At 69.8% G+C, this 23,486-nt stretch carries 20 protein-coding genes and 1 pseudogene; 5 read left to right on the top strand and 16 right to left on the bottom strand.

Going from position 1 to position 23,486, the window contains the following annotated elements; genetic code table 11:
• Positions 1–46: 46 nt before the first annotated feature.
• Entirely contained in the window at positions 47–1,597 is a 1,551-nt protein-coding gene (locus DA085_RS08480) for an acyl-CoA mutase large subunit family protein (RefSeq protein ID WP_202619154.1), read from the bottom strand.
• A complete protein-coding gene (locus DA085_RS08475; RefSeq protein ID WP_109472520.1) occupies positions 1,594–3,141 on the bottom strand; it encodes a class I adenylate-forming enzyme family protein in 1,548 nt (515 codons plus the stop codon). Before DA085_RS08475 ends, DA085_RS08480 begins: the two co-directional genes overlap by 4 nt.
• Before the next feature lie 104 nt (positions 3,142–3,245).
• Here DA085_RS08475 and DA085_RS08470 point away from each other — a divergent pair, with 104 nt between their 5' ends.
• The 3 genes and pseudogenes from DA085_RS08470 to DA085_RS22000 all read left to right on the top strand — a co-directional run bounded on the left by DA085_RS08470 (position 3,246) and on the right by DA085_RS22000 (position 6,314).
• Positions 3,246–4,439, top strand: a complete 1,194-nt coding sequence (locus tag DA085_RS08470) for a thiolase family protein (protein ID WP_272914482.1) — start codon at positions 3,246–3,248, stop codon at positions 4,437–4,439.
• 24 nt (positions 4,440–4,463) lie between these two features.
• A complete protein-coding gene (locus DA085_RS08465) occupies positions 4,464–5,459 on the top strand; it encodes a D-2-hydroxyacid dehydrogenase (protein ID WP_109472519.1) in 996 nt (331 codons plus the stop codon).
• A gap of 596 nt (positions 5,460–6,055) precedes the next feature.
• A pseudogene (locus DA085_RS22000) lies at positions 6,056–6,314 on the top strand (fumarylacetoacetate hydrolase family protein).
• 262 nt (positions 6,315–6,576) lie between these two features.
• Here DA085_RS22000 and purU read toward each other — a convergent pair.
• The 11 genes from purU to DA085_RS08405 form a co-directional block, all read right to left on the bottom strand.
• Complete coding sequence (purU, locus tag DA085_RS08455; RefSeq protein ID WP_109472517.1) at positions 6,577–7,461, bottom strand: formyltetrahydrofolate deformylase; 885 nt, start codon at positions 7,459–7,461, stop codon at positions 6,577–6,579.
• Positions 7,462–7,497: 36 nt separating this feature from the next.
• Positions 7,498–8,607, bottom strand: coding sequence for a P1 family peptidase (locus DA085_RS08450; protein WP_237565390.1), 1,110 nt, complete (start codon positions 8,605–8,607; stop codon positions 7,498–7,500).
• A complete protein-coding gene (locus DA085_RS08445; protein ID WP_202619153.1) occupies positions 8,604–9,500 on the bottom strand; it encodes a DsbA family protein in 897 nt (298 codons plus the stop codon). Before DA085_RS08445 ends, DA085_RS08450 begins: the two co-directional genes overlap by 4 nt.
• An 85-nt stretch (positions 9,501–9,585) precedes the next feature.
• On the bottom strand, positions 9,586–10,791 hold the full coding sequence (locus DA085_RS08440) for a M20 family metallopeptidase (RefSeq protein ID WP_109472516.1): 1,206 nt from the start codon (positions 10,789–10,791) through the stop codon (positions 9,586–9,588).
• Entirely contained in the window at positions 10,784–11,737 is a 954-nt protein-coding gene (locus DA085_RS21940) for an ATP-binding cassette domain-containing protein (RefSeq protein ID WP_337189770.1), read from the bottom strand. The genes DA085_RS08440 and DA085_RS21940 overlap by 8 nt, the downstream gene beginning before the upstream one ends.
• A gap of 100 nt (positions 11,738–11,837) precedes the next feature.
• A complete protein-coding gene (locus DA085_RS21935; RefSeq protein WP_109472514.1) occupies positions 11,838–12,932 on the bottom strand; it encodes an oligopeptide/dipeptide ABC transporter ATP-binding protein in 1,095 nt (364 codons plus the stop codon).
• The gene (locus DA085_RS08425) at positions 12,929–13,747 is read right to left on the bottom strand and encodes an ABC transporter permease (RefSeq protein WP_237565389.1); all 819 of its coding nucleotides are present in this window, start codon (positions 13,745–13,747) and stop codon (positions 12,929–12,931) included. Before DA085_RS08425 ends, DA085_RS21935 begins: the two co-directional genes overlap by 4 nt.
• Positions 13,744–14,694 (bottom strand): ABC transporter permease, encoded by a 951-nt coding sequence (locus tag DA085_RS08420; protein WP_109472513.1) that lies wholly within the window; start codon positions 14,692–14,694, stop codon positions 13,744–13,746. The genes DA085_RS08425 and DA085_RS08420 overlap by 4 nt, the downstream gene beginning before the upstream one ends.
• Positions 14,695–14,709: 15 nt before the next feature.
• Positions 14,710–16,254 carry an ABC transporter substrate-binding protein gene (locus DA085_RS08415; RefSeq protein ID WP_109472512.1) on the bottom strand — a complete coding sequence of 515 codons (1,545 nt, stop codon included), beginning with the start codon at positions 16,252–16,254 and terminating at the stop codon, positions 14,710–14,712.
• Between the two features lie 263 nt (positions 16,255–16,517).
• A complete protein-coding gene (locus DA085_RS08410) occupies positions 16,518–17,336 on the bottom strand; it encodes an ABC transporter permease (protein ID WP_109472511.1) in 819 nt (272 codons plus the stop codon).
• Positions 17,333–18,232, bottom strand: coding sequence for an ABC transporter ATP-binding protein (locus tag DA085_RS08405; protein ID WP_109472510.1), 900 nt, complete (start codon positions 18,230–18,232; stop codon positions 17,333–17,335). Before DA085_RS08405 ends, DA085_RS08410 begins: the two co-directional genes overlap by 4 nt.
• Positions 18,233–18,373: 141 nt before the next feature.
• Between DA085_RS08405 and DA085_RS08400 the strand changes: the two genes are divergently transcribed.
• Complete coding sequence (locus DA085_RS08400) at positions 18,374–19,570, top strand: sensor histidine kinase (protein WP_109472509.1); 1,197 nt, start codon at positions 18,374–18,376, stop codon at positions 19,568–19,570.
• Positions 19,567–20,292: a response regulator transcription factor gene (locus DA085_RS08395; protein WP_237565388.1), complete on the top strand. Its 726-nt coding sequence runs from the start codon at positions 19,567–19,569 to the stop codon at positions 20,290–20,292. The genes DA085_RS08400 and DA085_RS08395 overlap by 4 nt, the downstream gene beginning before the upstream one ends.
• Before the next feature lie 160 nt (positions 20,293–20,452).
• Here DA085_RS08395 and DA085_RS08390 read toward each other — a convergent pair whose 3' ends face one another.
• Genes DA085_RS08390 through DA085_RS08380 form a run of 3 tightly spaced genes read right to left on the bottom strand, consistent with a single transcriptional unit; the run spans position 20,453 to position 23,456 of the window.
• The gene (locus DA085_RS08390; protein WP_109472508.1) at positions 20,453–21,877 is read right to left on the bottom strand and encodes a sulfatase-like hydrolase/transferase; all 1,425 of its coding nucleotides are present in this window, start codon (positions 21,875–21,877) and stop codon (positions 20,453–20,455) included.
• The gene (locus tag DA085_RS08385; protein WP_109472507.1) at positions 21,874–22,734 is read right to left on the bottom strand and encodes an ABC transporter ATP-binding protein; all 861 of its coding nucleotides are present in this window, start codon (positions 22,732–22,734) and stop codon (positions 21,874–21,876) included. The genes DA085_RS08390 and DA085_RS08385 overlap by 4 nt, the downstream gene beginning before the upstream one ends.
• Positions 22,731–23,456 carry an ABC transporter permease gene (locus DA085_RS08380; RefSeq protein WP_161958455.1) on the bottom strand — a complete coding sequence of 242 codons (726 nt, stop codon included), beginning with the start codon at positions 23,454–23,456 and terminating at the stop codon, positions 22,731–22,733. Before DA085_RS08380 ends, DA085_RS08385 begins: the two co-directional genes overlap by 4 nt.
• Between the last annotated feature and the right edge of the window lie 30 nt (positions 23,457–23,486).

Raw genomic sequence — 23,486 nt, 5'->3', positions numbered from 1 at the left:
CAATAGCGTCATAAGGGGCCTTTGGCTAGGCCCCGGCGAGACGCATTCAGAACGCGTTTCCGGGACGCCAGGTCCCGTAGTGCGCACGGAGCACCGAGACGATCTCGCCCACCGTTGCGTAGGCCTTTACGGCCACCACCGTCGCGGGAACCACGTTCTCCCCCTCCGCGGCCGCCCGCCGCAGCCCCTCGAGGGCGGCCGCGACTGCTGAGGCATCCCTGTCCCGGCGTAATGCCTGCACGACAGCCACCTGACCCTGCTCCACGGCAGGGTCGATCCGGAACACCTCGAGCGGCTCGGTCTCCGCCGGGAAGCGGTTAAGACCGACCACGGTCCGGTCCCCCGCCTCGATGGCCTGGGTGTGCCGGTAGGCGGCGTCAGACAGCTCGCGAGCGAACCAGCCGTCCTCGATGCACTCCAGGGCGCCGCCGCGCTGGGCAATGTGTTCACCCAGGGCGGTGATCTGGTCGTCGAGGTCATCAGTCAGCTGCTCGATGGCCCACGATCCTCCGAACGGATCGGCGGTCGTGGTCAGGCCCGACTCGAAGGCGACGATCTGCTGCGTGCGCAGCGCGAGAGTGGCCGCCCCCTCCGTTGGCACCCCGAGCGCTTCGTCATAGGCGGAGACGTGCATGGTCTGCACGCCCGCAAGGGCTGCCGCTGTAGCCTCGAGAGTGGCCCGAACGACGTTGTTGAGCGGCTGCTGGGCGGTGAGACTCGAGCCGGCCGTGAACGCAAAGATGCGCAGCTGCGCGGATTCGGCACGTTGCGCACCGTAGGTCTCCTGCATGAGCCGGGCCCAGACCCTGCGCGCGGCTCGGAACTTGGCCACCTCGGGCAGGAAGTCGGTCGTGATCGCCAGAAAGGTGAACAGCGTCGGCGCGACGTCGTCGATACTCATGCCACGCGCCAGACACTCGTCCAGGTAGGCACGCGCGTTTGCCCAGGTGAAGGCCACCTCCTGGACCGCCGAGGCTCCGGACTCGCGGATGTGGTAGCCACTCATGGTCAGTGGCGTCCAGTTCGGAACTCGCTCGGCGCAGTACTCGATCGTGTCGACGGCCAGCTTGAGCGAGGGCTCCGCGGGGAAGATCTGCGTCCCGCGTGAAATGAACTCCTTGAGCACATCGTTCTGGATCAGCAGCCCGAAAGAGTTGGGGTCTACTCCCCGCTTTTCGGCCAGCGCGATGAAGAATGCTGCCCAGATGTACCCGATGGAGTTGGCAGTGGTGCGGACCTGACTGATCTCCTCCAGCGGGATCCCCTCCATGAGGATCTCGATGTCAGCCAAGGAGTCGATGGCGACCCCGACACGGCCGACCTCGCCGAGTGCGCGCGGGTCGTCGGAGTCAATGCCCATCTGCGTAGGCAGGTCCATGGCGACCGAGAAGCCCGTCACCCCTGCGTCCAACAAGGTGCGGAAGCGCCGGTTCGACTCCGCAGGCGTGCCGAAGCCCGCGTACTGCCCCATGATCCATGGGCGGGGTTCGGCGCTGATGCCTCTGGTATAGGGATACTCGCCCGGCTTCGGCGCTCCGTCAGGTCCGTAGTTCGGGCGCAACGTCGGAACACCATTGTCCGGCAGATCGGTCGTCACGCCAGGGCCTCCGTCGATGCAGCCTCAAGCTCAGCCCGGAGAACCTTCTTGGCGATCTTGCCCGTGGCGTTGAGTGGGAAGCCCTGCACGATGTGCACGTCTTTGGGCTTCTTGTAGGAAGCCATGGCCTCGGCACAGTGGGCACGCACCGCCTCCTCGGTGAGCTCTGCTCCGGCGACCGGTCGCACCAAAGCCACCACCCGCTGCCCCCAGTCGGCGTCCTTGATCCCCAGCACGGCCACCTCGGCGACGCCCGGGACCTGGGCGATCACCTCCTCCACCTCGCGCGGGTAGATGTTGTAGCCCCCCGAGATGATCATGTCGCCCTTGCGGTCAACCAGCCAGAGATGGCCATCCGGGCCGAGCCTGCCGAGGTCACCGGTGTGCAACCAGCCCTCCACCACGGACTTCCCCAAGTCCTTGCGGCGCTCGGCGTTCCAGTAGCCGGACATCACGTGGTCACCTCGTGTGATGACCTCCCCGACCTCGCCCGCCACAACCCGTCGCCCGTCCTCGTCGACAACGGCAATCTCCACACCGAGGGCAGCGCGGCCCGCCGAGCTGAGGAGCTCGGTCTCACCAGCGATGCCGCGCGCGTGATCCGCAGCGTCGAGAATGGTCACCGGGGGAATCGCTTCGACCAGCCCGTAGTACTGAACCAGGTTCGGCGTCAGCTCCCGGTGGGCCCGACGCATCTGTTCCGGGGTCATCGGTGCTCCGGCATAGCCCAGCATCCGCAGGCCCGCGAGAGACTCGGCTGTGGCCTCCGAGGACGCAATGAGTCTGGCGACCATGGTCGGCACGAGCGCGGTGTGGGTGGCACCACGCTCTGCAACCGCCTCCACGAACGCCGACTCGTCCCACTGGGGCAGGATGAGCTGCCGGGCGCCGGCAACGAGGAACGGCAGGACGAACAGCCCGCTCGTATGCGTGATGGGCCCGGCGTGCACGTAACTCTCGTCGGGCCGCGGAGGACCTCCGAGTACATCGTGGGTCATGTTGACCATCGACGCTACCCAGTTGCGGTGCGTGCGCTGAGCACCCTTGGGGTGCCCTGTCGTCCCGGAGGAGTAGTGCAGGCCACACAAGGTGCCCGGAGAACGCGACGGCAGAAGGTCGGCGCGCCCGTTGTCGACCAGGCTCTCGTAGGGGACCCCCGGACCGTCACCGATCACCACCACGTGCGGAAGGTCGGCGATCAGATCCGCTGCTGGCTCCTGGAAGCGGGCGTCGTAGATGAGGCCCCGTGCACCAGAGTCACTGGCAATGCGCGCCCAGTCCGTCTCATGCAGTCGATAGTTCAGGGCCGCGCGCACCAGGCCAGCAGCCCGGATCGCCAGGTCGGCCTCAAAGGAGCGGACGCTGTTGGACTGCAGGTCCAGGACACGGTCCCCCGGCTGCAGTCCCAGTGCCAGCAGTGCGTTGGCGAGACGCACGACACGGTCGGCCAGCTCCCGAAAAGTGCGTTGCTCCCCAGTGCCTTCCACAGCCACCCGGTCCGCGAACCGTGCACCCGCTCTCGACACCAGCGTTCCGACGTCCAAGGGACTCTCCTGATCCGAGCCACCGCACACTCGAGTGTGGCCCTCGTTGTTACGTTCTGCTGACGATAGCGCAAATGCCGTCATAAGGGGTAAGGTCATTTCCCATGGTGGGAAAATCGAAACGGCAACTGGACGACGTCTACCTCATCGATGCTGTCCGCACACCGTTCGGCCGCCACCGCGGGGGGTTCGCGGAGGTGCGGACAGACGACCTGGCTGCCGCGCCGATCGCCGCGCTGATGGCCAGGCACCCGGCACTGGACCCCGCAGTCATAGATGACGTCATCCTGGGCAACACCAACGGCGCTGGCGAGGAGAACCGCAATGTGGCCCGCATGGCCCTGTTGTTGGCCGGTCTCCCCACCTCCGTGCCGGGCACGACCGTGAACCGACTCTGTGGCTCGGGCACCGAGGCGATCGTGCAGGCGGCCCGACAGGTCGCGGTCGGCGATGGGTCGCTGCTGATCGCGGGCGGTGTGGAGGGGATGACCCGCGCACCGCTCGTGCTCCCCAAGCCCACGAAGGGCTTCCCCCAGGACATGACGCTGCACCCGACGACCGTGGGATGGCGACTGCCCAATCCGGCTTTCCCGGCATCGTGGACAGAGTCCCTGGGCGGAAACGCCGAGGATGTGGCTCGACGGTTCGGCATCTCACGCGAGGAACAGGATGCTTGGGCCGTGCGCTCCCACTTTCGTGCGGCTGCCGCATGGGAGCGCGGGGTGCACGACGGATTCGTCGAGCCGGTAGCTGGCGTATCGACGGATGAATGCATCCGTCGTGGCACGACCCCGGAGATCCTGGCCGGCCTCCCCGCCGCGTTCACTCCCGACGGTGAAGTCACGGCCGGCAACTCCTCGCCCCTGAGCGACGGCGCCTTCGCGGCCCTCGTTGGGCACCAGCAGGCAGCTCTGGAGCTCGGAGTGGAGCCCTTGGGCAGGATCGTGGCCACAGCGACGGTTGGCGTCGAGCCCGACGAGTTCGCGATCGCTCCGGTCGGTGCGATCGCCAAGCTCCTGGACCGCGCGGGTCTTCGGCATGAGGACATCGCCCTCTGGGAGATCAATGAGGCCTTCGCCGCGATGGTCCTGTCCACTCTGCACCTGATGCCCACCCTCGACCGCGAACTCGTCAACCCCAATGGCGGTGCCATCGCCATCGGCCATCCACTGGGCGCGTCGGCTCCTCGAGTGCTCGTTGACCTGTGCCGCGAGCTGCGTAGACGCGGCGGCGGACTCGGAGTCGCTGCCTGCTGCATCGGCGTCGGCCAGGGGCAGGCCATCCTGGTCGAGGTCTAACCAGCACGGAGGAGACTGTTCCGCATGAACGTTCTGCTGTCATTGTGCGCCCTGGAGCGCCACCGAGACCTGCTGGAACAGGTGCGCCCCGAAGGCGCCCGCTGGTTCGCCCTGGGAACAGATGGTGAACTTCGCGTGGAGGGTGGAACAGTCCACTGGGACCCCGAAACGTTGCCGTTAGAGGTGGCCTGGCGAACCACGGATCTCCTACGAGGTGGCCCGTTGCGGGCCTTCTACCGATTGGTCACAGAGTCCAGCAGCTTGCGCTGGCTCCAGTCAAACTCAGCCGGCTTCGACTCTCCCGTGCTCAGCGATCTCGTTCGGCGTGGCGTCAGAGTCACGACATCACACATCGCCGGCCCACCCATTGCTGAGTTCGTGCTCCGCGCCGCCATGGACCATCTGCAGGGCGCGGACGTGTGGCGGGAGTCAGCCACGCAGCGTCAGTGGCAACCACATGACTTTGTCGAGATGGGATCGACCAGGTGGCTAGTGATCGGCCTCGGACAAGTCGGGGCTGCCGTTGCGCAGAGGGCACGCGCGTTCGGTGCGCACGTTACCGGCGTGCGCCGGTCCCAGTCCGCCACATCAGTTGTTGACTCTCTAGCGACACCCCAACAGCTGCGTGACCTCCTGCCCAGTTGCGACGTCGTGGTGATTGCTGCACCCGCCAACTCCGCGACCGCAGGCCTCGTCGACTCCGATTTCCTCCGCAGGATGAAGACTTCATCAGTCCTCATCAATGTGGGGCGCGGCGCCCTCGTCGACGAACGGGCACTGCTCGCATCGCTTGACGCGGGCCGGCCTGGACGAGCAGTGCTTGACGTAGCGGCATCTGAGCCATTGCCCAGCGATGATCCCCTTTGGTCCCACCCCCAGGTGGTCATCACGCCGCACAACGCATCGCTCGGAGACGGGCGTTTCGAAAGGGCAGCCGCAGTGTTCGCCAGCAACCTTCAACACTACGCACACGGCGAACCCTTGGCCCACGAGATCAGATCAACCGACCTCCAAACCTAAGGAGCTAGGCGATCCAGAGTCGCCAGCCAGTTCGTTGAGCGGATCCAGAAAGGCCGAGCGTAGGCACCGTTTCCCGCAGCAGTCGCCACACTCCGGAGAGAGTAGCCGCTCGGGTGGTGCGGGACTCGATGGTGGCCAGCACCAACGGCGTGGATCACACAGCCGGTGCGGTGCCGCCGATAACTTCTTTGTGGTGCGCGACCGCGACCGCGGAGATGTCGTCGATAGTCACGCTCAGGGGCACGGCCTACCCGTGGTGCCACAGGGAGCACGCACCGGTCTGAACGGAGGCGCCGTCACCCGCAAGGGGTTGTGTCCTGAATGTCGAGGCTCTCAACGGCATTGGGGTCGACACACCGGAAGGATCGATGGTCGCCGGTCCGGACGCCATCAACGCGGGAGATGGCACGACAGCGCGGTCAACGCCCTGTCCGGTCCGCTCAGGATCATGAACTTGGCCGAGTCTTCGCGTAGCTTCTCCGTGCGCCATGTGCAATGGGAAATCTCGCAGTGGACACCAGGGAAGAACTCTCTTGCAACCGGAGGATTCGGGCCATACCTGGTGGAGGGCGAAGACGTAGAGGACGTGTCGGGCCCTGACGCTCGAGACGCGAGTCAATGGCGAGGTGCGACAGCCATCGAAGGTCGGCGACCTCGTCTTCACGATTCCGCAGGTCATCGCGCACCTGTCGACTTCACCCCGGTGCCCCGCGAGGCGTCGTTGTCACCGGCAAACCCGCTGGTGTCGGTGCCTTTATGGATACGCCCCGAATGCTCCAACCCGGCGACGCCATCGACGTTGAGATCTCTCGCCTCGGCACTCTGGTGAACAGCTTCGGCACAGGGCTCAACTGAACGGCGGCGTGAACCTCCGTGGATCGCGGTCCACCCACCGTCGACCAGCAGCCGGCAGCCGGTGACAGATCTCGTGGCGTCGCTGGCCTGGTACGTCCCCCGCGCCGACCAGTCCCATGGCCGAGGCCACCGACCCAGGGCCGGCTTTCCCGGCATACGCCTACCCCAGATCTCATGGGCCAGGAACTGCTCGGTCAGCGGCGTCTCCACCACTCCCGGGGCACCGGCTCCGGGCCGCACGACCATCAAACCCTGGCCAACGTCAGTCAAAGACGACGGTGCGCCGGCCTCGGAGGACCACGCGCTGCTCGGCGTGCCAGCGGACCGCCCGGGACAGCGCCATCGCTTCCAGCTCCTGCCCGACGGCGGCCAGCTCGGCCGGGCTCATCCGGTGGTCCACGCGGCGGAAGTCCTGCTCGATGATCGGGCCCTCGTCCAGGTCCGCGGTGACGTAGTGGGCCGTCGCGCCGATCACCTTCACGCCCCGGTCGTGCGCCTGGGTGTAGGGCTTGGCACCCTTGAAGCTCGGCAGCAGCGAGTGGTGGATATTGATGATCCGCCCCGGCAGCTCGGCGCACAGCTCGGAGGAGAGCACCTGCATGTAGCGGGCGAGCACGATCGTGTCGACCTGGTGCTCCGCGACCAGCTCCCGGAGCCGCGCCTCGGCCTCCGGCTTGGTGTCCGGGGTCACCGGCACGTGGTGGAACGGGATGCCGTGCCACTCGGCGAGAGCCCGGAAGTCCTCGTGGTTGGACACGATCACCGGGATCTCCACGTCCATCAGCCCGGTCCGGGTGCGGTGCAGCAGGTCGTTGAGGACGTGGCCCTGCCGGCTCACCATGACCAGGGCACGGTGCCGCCGTGACCGGTCCAGGAAGCGCCACTGCATGCCGAACTCGAGCGCGACGGGACCGAACGCCTCCTCCAGCGCCTCCAGGGCGACGGGCGAGCCCTCCCTGCGCAGATGCATCCGCAGATGGAACTCGCCCGTGCTGGCGTCACCGAACTGCTGGCTGTCCAGGATCGTCAGGTGCTGCTCGAGCATCACGCCGGCCACGGCGTGGACGATGCCCCGCCGGTCCTCGCAGGACACGGTGAGCACGAACTCGCGGCCCGGTTCGGGAGCCGCAGGATGAGGAGGGGTCACGGCTCGGGAGTCTACGGCCCGACCCGCGACGGCTCGCTAGCCCGGCCGCAGTGCGCTCGGGAACGCCTCCAGGTAGGACCGTCTCCGTCCGGTGGGCGTCTCGCAGCCCTCCGCGGCGAGCACGGCCCGCACGGTCGCGCGCGTCACCACCCGCGCGGCAACGGTCAGCAGACCGTGGAAGGCGAGGTCGTCGGGCGCCGGCCGCTCGCCGGTGGCGAGGGTGAACAGGGTGTCCCCGTCGTGCATGGTGTGCACCGGGTCGATCGCGCGGGCCAGGCCGTCGTGCCCGATGCCGGCGACCTTGGTGGCCTGTGCCTTGGTCAGCGTCGCGTCGGTCGCGATCACGCCGATGGTGGTCGCCAGCACCTTGGGCACCAGCCCGCCGTGCTCGGTCCGCGCGCGTTCCCGCGCCGCCGCCAGCTCCTGGGGATCCGGCCGGCCCAGGACGTATGCCGCACGCTCACCGAGCACGTCCAGGTCACCCTGCAGCAGGGCCCGGGCACCGATCAGCTCACCCGTGCGCAGGTCCAGCACCTGCCCCGCCGGGTTGACCACGATCAGCGCCGCCACCGTGGTGCCGTCCGGCAGGACGGCGCTGGCCGAGCCCACGCCGCCCTTCAGGCCACCACACTCGGCCCCGGCACCGGCCCCGACGGAGCCCAGCGCAGGGGCACCGGTCGACGCCGCCTCGCAGGCCGCGACGCCGAACGAGGCATCCGGTGTCGCGGTGAACTCACCACCCCGGCCGAGGTCGAAGATCACGGCGGCCGGGACGATGGGGACCACCTCGGAGGGTTCGGTTCCGCACGGGAAGCCGCACCCCGCGGCATACAGGTGCCGCATGACGCCGTCGGCGGCCGCCAGCCCGAAGGCGCTCCCGCCGGAGAGCACGACGGCGTGCACCCGGTCCACCTGGTTGACCGGGTCGAGCAGGTCGGTCTCCCGCGTGCCCGGGCCGCCGCCGCGCACATCGACGCCGCCGACCGCTCCCTCGGGCGGTGCCAGCACCACGGTCGTGCCGGTCAGCCAGCCCTCGCCGCGGCGGTCGTGGTGCCCCACGCGCAACCCGCGCACGTCGACGATCGAGTTGGTGGGCCCGGGCACCACCTGCGGGTCGAGGGCCCACAGTGGGTCGGCGCTGCTCACCGCTGCCCCTCCACCTTGGCCAGCTCCTGCTCGATGGCCTGGCGGAAGGCCTGCTCCGGCTGGGCACCGATGAGGGCCTGGGTGTTGACCAGGAAGGTGGGCGTCGAGCGGACGCCGAGCGACTCGCCCTCGGCCTGGTCCGCCTCCATGGCCGAGCGCAGCTCCGGCGAGTCCAGGTCGGCCTCGAACGTCGCGAGGTCGGGCACCCCGACCTCCTCGGCCAGACCGAGCAGCTTCTCCCGCGGCATGTCGGGGTGACCGCTCTCCGGGGCCGCCTCGAACACCGCCTGCTGGTACTCCCAGTACAGTCCCTGCTCCCCGGCGGCGCGGGCAGCGAGTGCGGTCGCCTCCGAGTCCTCACCGAACAGGATCCGGTCGCGGAACTCCAGCCGCACGGTGCCGTCGTCGATCAGGTCCTGCAGCTGGGGGTGGACCTCGCGGCCCCACGACGCGCAGAACGGGCAGCGGTAGTCGGCGTACTCGATGATCACCACGGGCGCGTCCACGTCGCCCTGGGCCAGCGGGTCGTCGGCCTCGCGGCGCGGCAGGTCGAGCAGGAACTGCCGCTGCTCGTCGGTCATCGTCGGTCGGGCCGCCTCCGAGGGCTCCGTCGTCCCGGGGGTCGCGGTGCTGCCCGCCGCCTCGGCTCCCTCGTCAGCGACCTGTCCCGGACCGTCCGCGGTCGCCTGCGGGGCGGCGGGGGCAGTGCCGTCGTCCTGGGTCATCGCGGTGTAGATCAGGAAGCCACCGACCAGTGCCACGACGATCGTCGCGATCGCCCACATGGTGCTGGCGGACGAGCCGCGGGACGGGCCGGAGGTCTGCGGGATGGGGGCGATGGGTGCGCTGGGCTGGTCGTTCCCCGGAGGCACCTGCCCCGAAGGTGTGCTCACCCCGGCACCCTATCCAGCGGCGTATGCAGCGGGCTCACCCGCCCTGACCCGTGCCGGCCGGCACGGGGCCGGCAGGAGAGCGGCCTCACCCCTCGGCCGCCCCGGACGTCAGGAACTGCCGGGCGGTCTCGGCATACACACGGGTCGCCTCGATGATCTCGGCCACCTCGACGAACTCGTCGGCCTGGTGGGCGATCCACTTGCCCCCGGGGCCGTAGACGACCGTGGGGATCCCGGCGTCGCGGGTCAGGATCGTGCCGTCGGTGGCGCCGGGCACGCCACCGTAGACGGCCGGGCTCCCGGTGACTGCCTCGTGGGCCTGCGCGAGCGCCACGATCATGGGGTGGTCCACCGGGGTGTCGACCGCGGGCCGGTCGTCGACGACCTCCACCGCGGCGCTGATCCCGGTCGGCTCCCCGCACGCCCCGGCCAGCTCGGTGATCCGACCGTTGAGCTCGACGTGGTCCACGCCGGGCACGGTCCGGATGTCGAGGCACACGACGGCCTGCGCCGGGATCACGTTGATCTGGTCGGTGTCGCCGCCCAGGACGACGGTCGGGGTGACGTAGTTCGGTCCCAGGTGCTCGTGCTCACCGTGCTCGCGCAGCAGGTCGGCCTGCACGTCGGCGACCCGCCGCACGAACTCGGCGGCCACCGGCAGCGGGTTCCGGGCGTGCTGGGGCATCGCGCCGTGCGCCATGGCCCCCTCGAAGCGCACCAGGAGACGCACCGCGCCCTTGGAGACCGCGCAGATCTCCCCGGCCTCCGGCTCGCAGCAGATCGCACCGTCGATCTCGGCGGCCAGGGGCGTCCGCGCGAACGCCTTGGCGCCCAGCATCAGACCCTCCTCGTCCACCAGCGCCCCGAGGACGAGCCGCCCCGGGAACGGACCGGCGTCGACGAGGGCCTTGGCCGCATAGACCATCGCGGCGACGCCGGCCTTCATGTCGGCACTGCCCCGGCCGCGCAGTCGGCCGTCCACGATGTCACCGGCATAGGGGTCGAAGCTCCAGTCCGCCAGGTCGCCCTCCGTGACCACGTCGGTGTGCCCCTCGAACATCAGGGTGGGGCCGGGCCCACCACCGCCCTCGATGACGGCCACCACGTTCGGCCGGTTCGGGGCGACGAGGGTCACCTCCGGGGCCCAGCCGAGCTCTCGCATCCGCTCCTCGACGAGGCGGGCCGCGGCCAGCTCCGCCGTGCCGGCGGCCGGGTCGTTGACCGACCTGATCCGCACCAGCTCCTGGGTGAACGCGACCACGGCGTCCTCATCGACCCACAGGTCACGCAATGGTGCCTCCCTCGTCCTCGTGCCGGTCGTGCCGCACGTCCTCGGCGCGGAGCCCCGCGCCACCGTCGATCCCGGCGTCGGCCCGGGCGCCCTCCTCGGCCAGCCGCAGGGCCGCCGCCTCGTCCGTGGCCCCCTCACCTGCCAGGGCCGCCCGGGTGCGCTCCGCCAGCTCGGCCGCGGTCCGGCCCGCCAGCGCCTCGCTGAGGCGCGGCACCGACGCGAGCAGCTGCTGCGTGTAGGGGTGCTGCGGGTCCTGGTAGAGCTGCTCGGTGGGGCCGATCTCGACGATCTCGCCGGCGCGCATCACCGCGACCCGGTCGCAGACGTGGCGCACGACGGACAGGTCGTGGGAGACGAAGACCAGGGTCAGCTCGAAGCCGTCGACGACCTCGTCGATCAGGTTGAGCACCTGCGCGCGCACCGACACGTCGAGGGCGCTGACCGGCTCGTCGGCGATGAGGATGTGCGGGTCGGGCGCCAGGGCGCGCGCCACCGAGATCCGTTGTCGCTGACCGCCGCTGAACTGGTGGGGGAACCGCAGTGCGGCGTCCGTGGACAGACCGACTCGCTCCAGCAGGTCGTCGACCTTGCTGCCGCGCGGGATGCCCTGGGCGACAAGCGGCTCGGAGATGATCTCCCGGATCCGCATCCGGGGGTCCAGGGAGCTCATCGGGTCCTGGAACACCAGCTGCAGCCGGCGCCGGAGCCAGCCGAGCCGCCGCGCCGAGCTGTCCTGGATGGGCTGCCCCTCGATGTGGATCTCACCGGAGGTGGGGCGGTCCAGCCCGCTCATCATCCGCAGCAGGGTCGACTTGCCGGACCCGGACTCCCCGACGAGCCCGAATCGCTCCCCCGGCCGTATGTCGAGGGTCACGTCCCGCACCGCGTGCACCACGGCGGGGGCGCTGGTGAGGGAGGTGCGGGGCCGGCGGAACTCCCGGTTCACCCCGCGCAGGCTGATGGCGGGCGTCTCGTCCTCACTCCGACCGGGCGCACCGTGTGGTGGTGTTTCACTCCCACCGGGCGCGTCGTGTGGTGTGCCTGTGTCACTCACCGGTCTCACTCCCGACGGGATGGAAGCAGGCGTAGCCCGACGCGTGCTCGCCGGCCTCGTGTCGGCCGCGCGGCGTCCACGGCGGGACCTGCTCGCAGACCTCGGTCGCGAAGGCACACCGGTTCCGGAACACACAGCCGTCCGGGAACCGCCCGGCAGGCGGCACGTTGCCGGCGATGGTGTCCAGCGGCTGGCGTCCCGGTCCCGTCCGGGCCCGCTCGAGGTCGCTGGCGGCGACCAGCCCCTGGGTGTAGCGGTGCTGCGGGTCGCCCAGCACCTCGGTGACCGGGCCGGCCTCCACGATGCGTCCGCCGTACATGACCAGCACCCGCTCGCACACGGTCGCGACGACAGCGAGGTCGTGGGTGATGAACAGCATGGCGGCGTCCCGGTCCTCGACGCCACGCACGATCAGGTCGAGCACGAGGGCCTGCACCGTGACGTCGAGCGCTGTCGTCGGCTCGTCACAGACCAGCAGCAGCGGGTCGTTGGCCAGCGCGATGGCAGCAACCACGCGCTGCCGCTGCCCGCCGGAGAGCTGGTGAGGATAGGACCGGGCGACTGCTCTGGGGTCGGGCAGCCCGACCTGGCCGAGCAGCTCCACGGCTCGTCGCGCCGCCGCCCGTCGGTCCGCTGTGCGGTGCTGGGTCAGCACCTCGGCCACCTGACGACCGACCTTCATCGTCGGGTTCAGCGCCGTCATCGGCTCCTGGAAGATCATCGCCATCCGGTCGCCGCGGAGCTGACTCATCCGCCGCTCCGAGGCGCCGAGCAGCTCGGTGTCGTGGCCCGCGAGGCGGACCTGGCCCGTGGCGGTCACGCCCTCGGCGAGCAGTCCCATCACGGCCAGGGCCGTGAGCGACTTGCCCGAGCCGGACTCGCCGATCAGACCGACCCGCTCGCCGCGTTGGATGGAGAAGGTCACGTCGTGCAGCAGCCGGGTGGACCCGGCGTGCACGTCCAGCCCCTCGACGGTCAGCACGGTCTCGCGAGCCGGCGCGTCCGGTGGGGCTGACTCCCGGGTCACCGCGCGCTCGGTCGGGTTGTTTCTCGCGCCACCACGCGCTCGGTCGGGGGTGGTGGTCATCGGCCCTCCAGCTTCGGGTCGAGGTAGTCGCGCAGGCCGTCACCGAAGAGGTTGAAGCCCAGCACGGCCAGGGCGATCGCGGCGCCGGGGATGATCGCCAGGTGCGGGGAACGGTGCAGCACGTTCTGCGACTCCAGGAGCATCCGGCCCCACGACGGCTGACCGGTCGGCGTCCCCAGGCCCAGGTAGGACAGGGCCGCCTCGGCGAGGATCGCGATCGCGAAGGACACCGACGCCTGCACGATCACCAGGCCGATCACGTTGGGGAGCACGTGCTTGCGGGCGATCGCCAGCGGACCGTGGCCGGCGACCCGGGACGCCGCGACGTACTCGGTGTTGATCACCTGCAGCGCCCCGGACCGGACGATCCGGGCGAACGCCGGGATCGTGGCGATCCCGATCGCGATCATGGCGATCAGCGTGCCGCCCCCGTAGAGCGCGGAGAACATGATCGCCAGCAGGAGCGCCGGGAAGGCGAGCAGGATGTCGTTGCCGCGCATGATGAACTGCCCGAAGCCGCCCGGCGACATGGCAGCGAGGATGCCGATCGGCACCCCGATGACGGCGGCGACGCCGACCGCGACGACCCCCACGAACAGGGTGGTCCGCGCCCCCAGCAGGATCTGGGTGAGCACATCCCGGGCCGAGCGGTCCGTGCCCAGCCAGTGCTCGGCGTTGGGGGTCTGCTCCTTCGGGACGGGCAGGAACTTGAACTCGTACGGCGTCCAGACGTAGGAGACCAGCGCCATCGCGACCACCAGCAGGACCAGCGCCCCGCCGATGAGCAGGGGCGCGTTGAGCCGGCGGCCGCTCACCGGTGGCCCACCCGCAGGCGCGGGTCGATCAGCAGATAGACCGTGTCGACCAGGAAGTTGATGATGAGCACGGCCGCGACCAGGACCATCACGATCGTCTGCACCGTGATCAGCTCGCGCGCCGCGACCGAGTCGAGCAGGAAGCTGCCCAGGCCGGGGATCACGAAGACCCGCTCCACGACGACGGCGCCGATCAGCAGGGTCGCCAGCTGCAGGCCCAGCACGGTGACGATCGGGACGGCGGCGTTGCGCAGCCCGTGCCTGGTCAGGGCCTGCATGGGGCGCAGCCCCTTGGCGCGCGCGGTGCGCAGGTAGTCCTCGCGCAGCACCTCGAGCACGGCACTGCGGACGTATCGGGCCAGCATCGACGCCTGCACCAGTGCGAGTGAGATCGCCGGCAGCGCCAGCCTGAGGAGGAACTGGACAGGGTCCTCGGCCGGTGGCACCCACCCGCCGGAGGGGAACCACTGCCAGCGCTTGGCGAAGTAGGTGATCAGGATGATGCCGGCCAGGAAGGCCGGCACGGCGACGCCGACCTGCGAGATCGCCGAGAGGAGCACCCCGTCGGCGTGCCGGTGGCGCACCGCCATCCACGTGCCGACCGGCAGCGCGATCACCAGCGCCAGCACCATCGCGGTGATCACCAGCCACCCCGTCACCGCCAGCCGGTCGACCAGCTGCGGGGCGATCGGGGCCTTGCTCACCCACTCCACGCCCAGGTCGAGCGTCACGACGCCACCCAGCCAGTCGGCATACTGCACCAGCAACGGACGGTCCAGGCCGAACTGCTCACGCAGCTGCGCCACCGCCTCGTCCGAGGAGTTCATGCCCAGGGCAACCCGCGCCGGGTCACCCGGCAGCACCTGCATGAACGCGAACACCAGCACCGAGGCCACCGCGAGGCTGACCAGGAGCACCAGAAAACGTCGTGCCAGTCGGAGCAGCACGGGGTCAGGCTCGGCTCACTCGCGGGCGAGCTGCGAGAGGTCGAAGGACTCGGTGATCGCGTTCTGCGGCAGACCGGTGATGCCGGGGTCCGCGACGATCAGGTTGGGCAGGAGGAAGAGGAAGTCGGACGCGGCGTCCTGGGAGACGAGCGCGGCCGCTTCCTTCATCTTCGCGATCTGCTGCTCCTCAGTGCCGGCGTCGGCCTCCTCCAGGAGGGCGCGCAGCTCCGGGGTGCCGTAGCGGATGTAGTAGTCCGGGTTGCCGAAGACGTTCCCCAGGTCGCGGGGCTCCACGTGCGCGACGATCGACATCTCGTAGTCCGCGTTGGTGAAGACGTCCTCGACCCAGGCCGCGGGGAACTCGAGGTCGTCGATGGTGACCGCGAAGCCGGCCTCCTCGAGCATGCTCTCGACGACCGGCCCGCAGCTCTGGGCGTAGGGCAGCGTGGGGATCCGCAGCCGGACCTCGACGCCCTCGGCACCGGCCTCGGCCAGCAGGTCCTTGGCGGCCTCGACGTCGTAGGGGTAGTCGCCGGTGCGGTCCTCGAACCAGGGGTCGGTCGGCGGGACCATGCTGCCGATCAGCTCGCCGCGCCCGTCCCAGCAGGTGTCCAGCAGGGCCTGGTGGTTGATCGCGTGGCGGGCCGCCTGGCGGACCCGCAGGTCGTTGAACGGGGCGGTGCTGTTGTTGAAGCTGAGCACCACCTCGCCGTTGGTCGTGCCCTCGATGATCTCGTAGTCGCCGCTCTCGAACTCCGACAGCGCCTCGGGGGCCTGGACTGTGCCCACGACGTCGACACCGTCGGTGAGCATCGCGTTGTTCAGTGCGGTGGCGTCATCGAAGTAGGCCAGCACCACCTGGTCGAAGTAGGGCTCCTCGCCCCAGTAGTCCGAGTTGCGCTGGAGCGAGATCGACGCGCCGCGGTTCCACTCGCCGAAGGTGTAGGGGCCCGTGCCGATGGGGCGGGTGGCGAGCTCCTCCACGCTGTTGGAGTCGAAGATCGCGCCGACCCTGGTGGTCAGGCTGTAGAGGAAGGTGTTGCTCGGGTGGGCCAGCGTGACGACGACCTCGGTGTCGCTGGGCGCCTCGACCTTCTCGATGATGTCGAACTGGCTCTTCAGGCTGACCGTCCAGTCGTTCTGGACCGCCTGGAAGGAGCTCACCACGTCCTCCGCGGTGAAGGTCTCGCCGTTGCTGAAGGTGACACCCTCCTCGAGGGTGAAGGTGTAGGTCAGGCCGTCCTCGCTGACCGTCCACTCGGAGGCGAGCGCCGGCACGACCTCACCGCTCTGGTCGACCTTCACCAGCGTCTCGTAGACGTTGTAGAGGAGCGCCTGCGGGATCGCGGCACCGTCCGTGGTGGTGAAGTCCAGGCTCGCGGGCTCGGCCACCAGGCCGATCCGGACCATGTCCTCGCCACCCGGGGCGGCGGTGCCGGAGCCCCCGTCGGTGACGCCGCCCGCGTCGGTCGGATCATCGGTGGAGGAGCCCGCGTTGCACGCGGTCAGCAGGAAGGTGGCCGAGAGGGTGGCCGCCAGCACCCGGGTGCGTGACTTCATTGTTCGTGCCTTCCTGGAGGGCCCGTGCCCTGGCTTCGGGGCCACGGATCAGCCGGTGATCCCGACCAACTCTGCACCATCCCGAGCACAACTGACCACCTAGAAACGCAACCGATACCGTCTCGTTATCCCAGGTCGCGGATCGCTGCGCGCGGGCAGACGTCGGCGGGGCCTGCCCCCAGGCCCCGCCGACGCCCTTTTCCCCGAAGTGGGGGTGGCATCTACCGTCAGGTCACCGTGACCCCTCGGCGGCTACGCGCAGGTCACTTGACCTCGCGGCGCAGCACGCGCCACACCCCGATGGCGAGTGGGACTCCAACCCACAGTGCCACCGATACGGCGAGCTGTGCCCACTGCTCGCCAGTCATTGCCGCCCCGGACGGGAGGGGCGCGGTCGTCATGGTCAGGTCGATCCACTCGTAGGGCGTCCGTAGCCAGCTGACCAGGTTCATCAGCGGCATCAGGGTCGGGAGGGCGAAGTAGGCCACGATCGCCGCCGGCGTGTTGAGCAGCGCCAGGCCGAAGGCCAGGCCCTGCAGCACGTACAGCAGCATCATCAGCGTCATGCCGGCGATGGACCACCCGTCGAAGCCCCAGGGGGTCTCCGCCCCGCGCAGGTCACCGAGCAGCCGGCCGACCGCGCCGAGGACGAGGGTCAGCGCGACCGCACCCAGGCCGATCAGCACAGTGCTGACGACCTTCGCCCAGATCACCCGGCCGCGGCGCGGCTCGAGAGCGAAGGTCGTCATCGCGGTGCGCTGGCTCCACTCCTGGGTGGCGGAGAGGATGCCGAGCACTGGCAGACCGATACCGAGGGGCACGGCCGCCGCCGCGAGGTAGGACCCGTAGTTGTGGTCACCGCCGTCGACGAAGAGCATGATCGTCATCGCGATGACGATCACCACGCCCAGGAAGATCAGGAACCAGCGCCCGGCCAGGGTGTCGACCTGCTTGCGGGCCTCGACCCCGACCAGCCGGCTGAAGGAGACCGCCGTGATGGGGGTGTCGATGGTCGGCAGGTGGAACCCGCCGCGGGCCGGCGCCACCCTGGGCGCCTCGGTCTGCACTGTCGTCGTGCTCATGCTGCCGTCTCCTGTCGTGCGTCGTCAGAGGTGAGGGTGAGGAACATCTCCTCCAGGCCCTGGCTGTCCGCCCCGCGCAGCTCGATGAGCGCGAGGCCCCGGCCTGCCGCGACCTGACCGACCGCGGCGGTCTCCGCCTCGACCTGCAGGGCGCCGCTGGGCAGGACGGTGACGTCCATCCCGGCCTCCTGCAGGGCCGCCTGCAGGGCGGCGTCGTCCATGCTGCGCACCAGGCACCCGGAGGGGCGCAACAGCTCCTCCTTGGTGCCGGAGGCCACGATGCGTCCCCGCCCGATGACGACGATGTCGTCGGCGATCCGCTCGATCTCGTGGAGCAGGTGGGAGGAGAGCAGCACGGTGCCGCCCTCGGCGGCGAAGGTGCCCAGCAGGTCCCGCATCCAGCGGATGCCCGCAGGGTCCAGGCCGTTGGCGGGCTCGTCGAGGATCAGCACCTTCGGGTCGCCGAGCAGCGCGTTGGCCAGGCCGAGGCGCTGCCGCATCCCCAGGGAGTAGTTCCGGACGCGCCGCCCCGCCTCCTTGGGGGTCAGACCGACGACCTCGAGCATCTGGTCGACCCGGCGCCGGTCGATGCCGAGGGTCAGCGCGCCGAGGCTGAGCACCTCACGGCCGGTGCGGCCGGCGTGCTGGGCCGAGGCGTCGAGCAGCACCCCCACGTGCCGCCCGGGGTTGGTGAGCTGTTCGTAGGGCGTGTCGAGCACCGTCGCGGTGCCCGAGGTGGCCGGGGTGAGCCCGGTCATCACCCGCATGGTGGTGGACTTGCCCGCCCCGTTGGGACCGAGGAACCCGGTCACCCGTCCAGCCTCGGCGGTGAACGACACGTCGTCCACGGCAGTGAAGTCCCCGTACGTCTTCACAAGGTTCTGTACCTGAATCATGCCTCTAGCCTGCGGGACCACAGGCCTCCGGCACATCCGTCCACAGACTGGACCTGCGTCATACCTTGGTATGCCGTCTGTCGCCGGGTCGCAGACCTTCGGCTGCTGCTGGGCCCGGCTCGGACGACCTATGGTCGGGGTGTGCGACCAGGCCAACCACCGACGACCCGCTGGGGGGAGACCTGGCGTCTCCTGCTCGCCGCGGTGCTCGGTCTCCTGCTGTGGCTCGGGGCCTGGGGCAGCATCGGGGTCGAGGGACGTGACGTCCCGGGGTGGTGGTTCTTCGGCGCCGATCCGGTGATCGGGGTGGCCTCCGTCGGCCTGCTGCTCCTGCGGAGACGGTGGCCGCTGCCGGTGGCCTTCGCCCTGGTCCTCATCTCCGCGGTCGCGGTCACGGCCGCAGGGGCCTCGGCCCTGGCGATCGTGTCCCTGGCTACCCGTCGCCGCTGGCAGGACCACGTGCTGCTCGTGCCGGTGTTCCTGGTGACCGGGTTCGCCTGGGACTGGCTCTTCCCTCCGACCGCGTTCGCGACGGGCGAGTGGTGGTGGGTCCCCAACCTCATCATCCAGGCGCTGGTCCTGGCGACCTGTATCGCCGTCGGCTACTCGATCGGGGTGCGGCGGGACAACATCGCGGCGCTGCGCGAGCGGGCCGAGTCGGCCGAGCGCGAGCAGGGCCGGCGGGTCGAGCAGGCGCGGGCGACCGAGCGGGCCCGGATCGCGCGGGAGATGCACGACGTGCTGGCTCACCGGATCAGCCTGATCGCGATGAACGCGGGCGTCCTGAGCTACCGCGAGGACCTGCCGCCCGAGCAGGTGCGCGAGATCGCCGGCACCGTCCGGGACAACGCCGACCAGGCCGTGCAGGAGCTGCGCACCGTGCTGGGTGTGCTGCGCGGGAGCGACGAGCCCGCCCAGCCCCGCGGACCGCAGCCGGACCTCTCCCAGCTGACCGAGCTGCTCGAGGAGGTGCGGGCGGGAGGCACCCCGGTCGTGACGACTCTGCGGGTGGACCCCGGGACCGTGCCCGAGGCGATCAGCCGCCACGCCTACCGGATCGTGCAGGAGGGCCTGACCAACGCGCGCAAGCACGCCGGTGGACAACCGGTCACGGTCTCGCTCTCCGGTGGCGCCGGCGTCGGCCTGGATCTCACCGTCGTCAACCAGCCCGGACCGTACGGCACGTCGCCGCACACCGACGCGGCCCGGGCGAGCGGGTCCGGCATGGGCCTGCTCGGGCTCGCGGAGCGCGCGGTGCTCAGCGGCGGCCAGCTCAGCTACGGCACGGACCGGTCCGGACGCTTCGTCGTGCGCGCCTGGCTACCGTGGACCCCGTGACCCCTGCATCCCCGGACCCGAGCCGGGCCGACGCGCCGATCTCGGTCGTGCTCGTCGACGACGACGCCCTCGTGCGCACCGGCCTCGGGCTGATCCTGGGGGGCGCGCCCGACCTCGAGGTGGTGGGCGAGGCCGGCGACGGGCGCGCCGGCGTGGACCTCGTGGCGCAGCTCAAGCCGGACGTGGTCCTCATGGACATCCGGATGCCCCGCATGGACGGGTTGGCTGCCACGGCCGAGCTGCTCGCTCGCGAGGACCCGCCCCGGGTGATCGTGCTGACCACCTTCGACACTGACGACATGGTCCTTGAGGCGCTGCGCATCGGCGCCCACGGCTTCCTGCTCAAGAGCACCCGGCCGGAGCACCTCGTCGAGGCGGTGCGCGCCGTCGTGCGGGACGGCGAGCCGCGCCTGTCCCCCTCCGTGACCCAGCAGCTCATCGCCCGGGTGGCCGGCGGGGTGCAGCGGCTCGCCGGCGGCAACGGGGAGGCCAGACGCGAGCGCGCGCTCCAGCTGCTGGAACAGCTGACCGACCGCGAGCACGAGGTCGCCGTCGCGATCGGGCAGGGCTGGTCCAACGCCCAGATCGCGGCGCGGCTCTACATGGGCGTCCCGACCGTCAAGGCGCATGTCTCACGCGTGCTGGTCAAGCTCGGCGCGGCCAACCGCACCCAGATCGCCCTCGTCGTCCACGATGCCGGCCTGACCGAGCAGACCGACTGAGCACGCGGGGAGTCAGCGCTGCATTAGCGTGGGACATCGGGAGGACCTTCCTGTCGAGTGAACCTTCAGCAGTTCCACTCAACCGCGGGAGGGTCCTCCCTTCACGTCATCTCACACCGTGTCGTCACACTCACTCGACCAACCTGTCCGGGCAGTTCACCTAGTCGCGCAGCCCGATGCCCGCCACTCCCTCGAGCGGCTCGCTCTGCTCATAGGGCAGGAGCTCCTCGTCCATGGCGGTGAACTCCCGCAGCAGGTCGGCGCACACCTGCGGATGGTGGGCCGACACGTCGGCCATCTCGCGCCCGTCGACACCGAGGTCATAGAGCTTCGTCCGCGACGCTGGCACGTCGTCATCCATGTGCCACAGCGGCTTGGCGCGGCGGTCGTGCACCATCTTGAACCGGCCACGTCGAACGGCGCCCTGGCTGCGCGTGCGCCACCTCAGCGACCGCTCCCCGAGTGGCACTCCCCCAACGAGCCACGGCAGCAATGACTGGCCGTCAAGCGGGTAGTCCGGATCAGGCGTGCACCCCGCGGCGTCGAGCAGGGTGGCAGTCCAGTCCATCGTGATCACCGGCTCGTTCGTGACGGTTCCGGCTCGCAGCACGGACGGCCAGCGCACGATGAACGGCACCCGGATGCCGCCTTCCTCGAGATGGCCCTTCGAGCCGACAAACGGCCACAGGAAGGCCCACCGTTCCCCGCCGTTGTCCGAGGCGAAGATCACGATCGTGTTGTCGCGGGCACCGGTGCGCTCGAGCGCCTCGAGCACCTGGCCGACGCCGTCGTCGAGCGAGGCGATCATGCGGCGGTAGGTGTCCAGAGAGCCACCGTCGAAATGAAACATCCCGCGGGGGCCCTTCTCCTGCACTGCCTGCGTGACCTGGTCGCTCAGCTCGCGGTCCCCCGGTGCCTCCCACGGGAAGTGCGGGGCCGTGTAGTTCAGCTGCAGATAGAAGGGATCCTCACCGGCTCGGTCCTCGATGAATCTCACCGCCCGCTCGGTGAGCAGCTCGGTGTAGTAGCCGTCGCGCACGACGGGCTCCTCGCCCTCGTAGAGGTCGGGGGTGCCGGTGCTGTCGATGTGGCTGTAGTAGTCCGCGACACCGTCGATGTTCCCGAAGAACTCATCGAAGCCGATGCGCAGCGGGCTGAACCAGGGAAGCCAGCCGCAGTGCCACTTGCCCACCATCGCCGTCCGGTAGCCGGAGTCCCGCAGCAGCGACGGAAGCGTGGGGTGACCTGGCGGGATCCCGTGGTGTTCGTCCCGCGTGAGCAGTGGTTCCTCGAGACCCACAGCAAGACGCCCCGGGTAGCGCCCCGTGTAGAGCGCTACCCGCGTCGGCGAGCAGGTCGGCGACGCTGCGTAGGCATCTGTGAGACGGAGGCCGTCTGCCGCCAGCTGGTCCAGGTGCGGGGTGTCGTTCTGGAGGGAGCCGTAACACCCGAGGTCGCCCCAGCCCAGGTCATCGGCGAGCACGAAGAGGATGTTCGGCCGTGCCGGAGGAGCCACGCCCATCGCCTCGAACGGGACCTCCGCCGCACCGGCCGCACACTGCCGGTCTGACAGGCGACTCGTCATCGGTCCGCCTGCGCGCTGTCCTCGGTGCGATGGCGCACGAGCTCCAGGATCGTTGTCCGCAGTTCGACATATCGCCGGGTCGCGCGAGTCTCCTCCTGCGACCGCGGCGAGGGCAGGTCGACATCGACGATGCGCGCGACGCGTGCTGGAGGGGGGCTCAGCACGATCACCCGGTCGGCGAGGTAGGTCGCCTCGTCGATGTCGTGGGTGACCATCAGGATGGAGATGTCCCGGTCCTCGCGGATGCGCAGGACCAGGTCCTCCAGGTCCATCCGGGTCTGGGCGTCGACCGAGGCGAACGGCTCATCCATCAGCAGCAGCCGCGGTCGGCACGCCAGGGCTCGGGCGATCGCGACGCGCTGCTGCATCCCGCCCGAGAGCTGCCAGGGATGCCAGGCGCCCTTACCGGCGAGGCCGACGTCTGCCAGCGCGTCATCAGCCCTCCGTGCTGCCTCCTTGCGCCCGAGGCCCTGGACCCGGAGCGGCAGCATGACGTTGCCTCTCAGCGTCAGCCAGGCCAGCAGGGAGCGGCTGTAGTCCTGGAAGACCACCGCAACGTCGCGCGGCGGGCCGTCGGCGACCTCTCCGTTGACCAGGACTCGACCGCTCTGTGGCTTGTGCAGCCCGGCGATGGTGCGCAGCAGCGTCGTCTTCCCTGCTCCCGAGGGCCCGACGAGCGCGACGAACTCGTCCGCTCGCACGGTGAAGCTTGCGTCTGCGACCGCCACATGGCGACCGGACCGGCCCTCGTAGCTGATGGCGACGTCTTCGACGCAGACGAGGGTTTCGTGGGGGCTGTCCATCGGGAGCTCCTCAACGGCGTGGGCATGGTCGGTGGTCAGGCTGTGCAGGGTCATCGGGAGGTCTCCTTTGGATCGAGTCCGGAACGAGCGAGAACGGGTCGCTCGAGGGCACCGTAGAGGGCGTTGAGGACCACGCCGATCAACGCGACAATCACCATCCCCGCCCACATGGTCCGGTACTGGAAGGACTGTTGGGCAAGGAGTGTCACGGCACCGATCCCGACCGACGCACCGACCATCTCGCTCACGACCATGATCAGCACGCAGAGCGACAGGGCAGCACGCCCGGCGCCGAGGAGACGAGGAGCGATGGAGGGCAACTGGATAAGCACGATCCGACGCAGTGGGCCGACGCGGAACACTGCACCCATGTCGAGCAGTCCCTCGTCGACCTTGACGAGGCCATCCGTCGTGTTCACGAGGACATAGAGGGTTGCCGCAAAGGCGATCACCCCACGCTGCATGCTCGGCCCGATGCCCACCACCGTGATGAACAGCGGAACGAGCGCCACAGCGGGCAGGGCGAGCAGGAAGGCGATGACCGGAGCCACCGCCGTCCTGACGAAGCGCGACTGGGCCAGGACGACGCCTCCGACAATGCCGAGGGCGACACCACCCAGGTAGCCAATGGCAAGGTTTGTCAGGCTCGGCAGGACGTGGGTCCTGAAGCCCTCCCCGGTCCACGTGGTGATGAACGCTTCGAGGATCTGGTCCACCGGTGGGAAGAAGGGACTCTGGCCCGCTGAGGCCCACAGGTGGTAGCCGAGCACGAGCACGACGGGCAGAGTCATCAGGCGAGCGACCCG

The sequence above is a fragment of the Ornithinimicrobium cavernae genome, assembly GCF_003121625.1.
GTDB lineage: Bacteria > Actinomycetota > Actinomycetes > Actinomycetales > Dermatophilaceae > Ornithinicoccus > Ornithinicoccus cavernae.
Note: the sequence above shows the minus strand (reverse complement) of the source record. Positions and strands in the feature narration are given on the sequence as shown.

Coding starts and splice junctions, on each gene's coding strand:
- DA085_RS08470 (WP_272914482.1), top strand. CDS start 3,246: ATGGTGGGAAAATCGAAACGGCAACTGGACGACGTCTACCTCATCGAT.
- DA085_RS08465 (WP_109472519.1), top strand. CDS start 4,464: ATGAACGTTCTGCTGTCATTGTGCGCCCTGGAGCGCCACCGAGACCTG.
- DA085_RS21935 (WP_109472514.1), bottom strand. CDS start 12,932: ATGACCACCACCCCCGACCGAGCGCGTGGTGGCGCGAGAAACAACCCG.
- DA085_RS08415 (WP_109472512.1), bottom strand. CDS start 16,254: ATGAAGTCACGCACCCGGGTGCTGGCGGCCACCCTCTCGGCCACCTTC.
- DA085_RS08410 (WP_109472511.1), bottom strand. CDS start 17,336: ATGAGCACGACGACAGTGCAGACCGAGGCGCCCAGGGTGGCGCCGGCC.
- DA085_RS08405 (WP_109472510.1), bottom strand. CDS start 18,232: ATGATTCAGGTACAGAACCTTGTGAAGACGTACGGGGACTTCACTGCC.
- DA085_RS08390 (WP_109472508.1), bottom strand. CDS start 21,877: ATGACGAGTCGCCTGTCAGACCGGCAGTGTGCGGCCGGTGCGGCGGAG.
- DA085_RS08385 (WP_109472507.1), bottom strand. CDS start 22,734: ATGACCCTGCACAGCCTGACCACCGACCATGCCCACGCCGTTGAGGAG.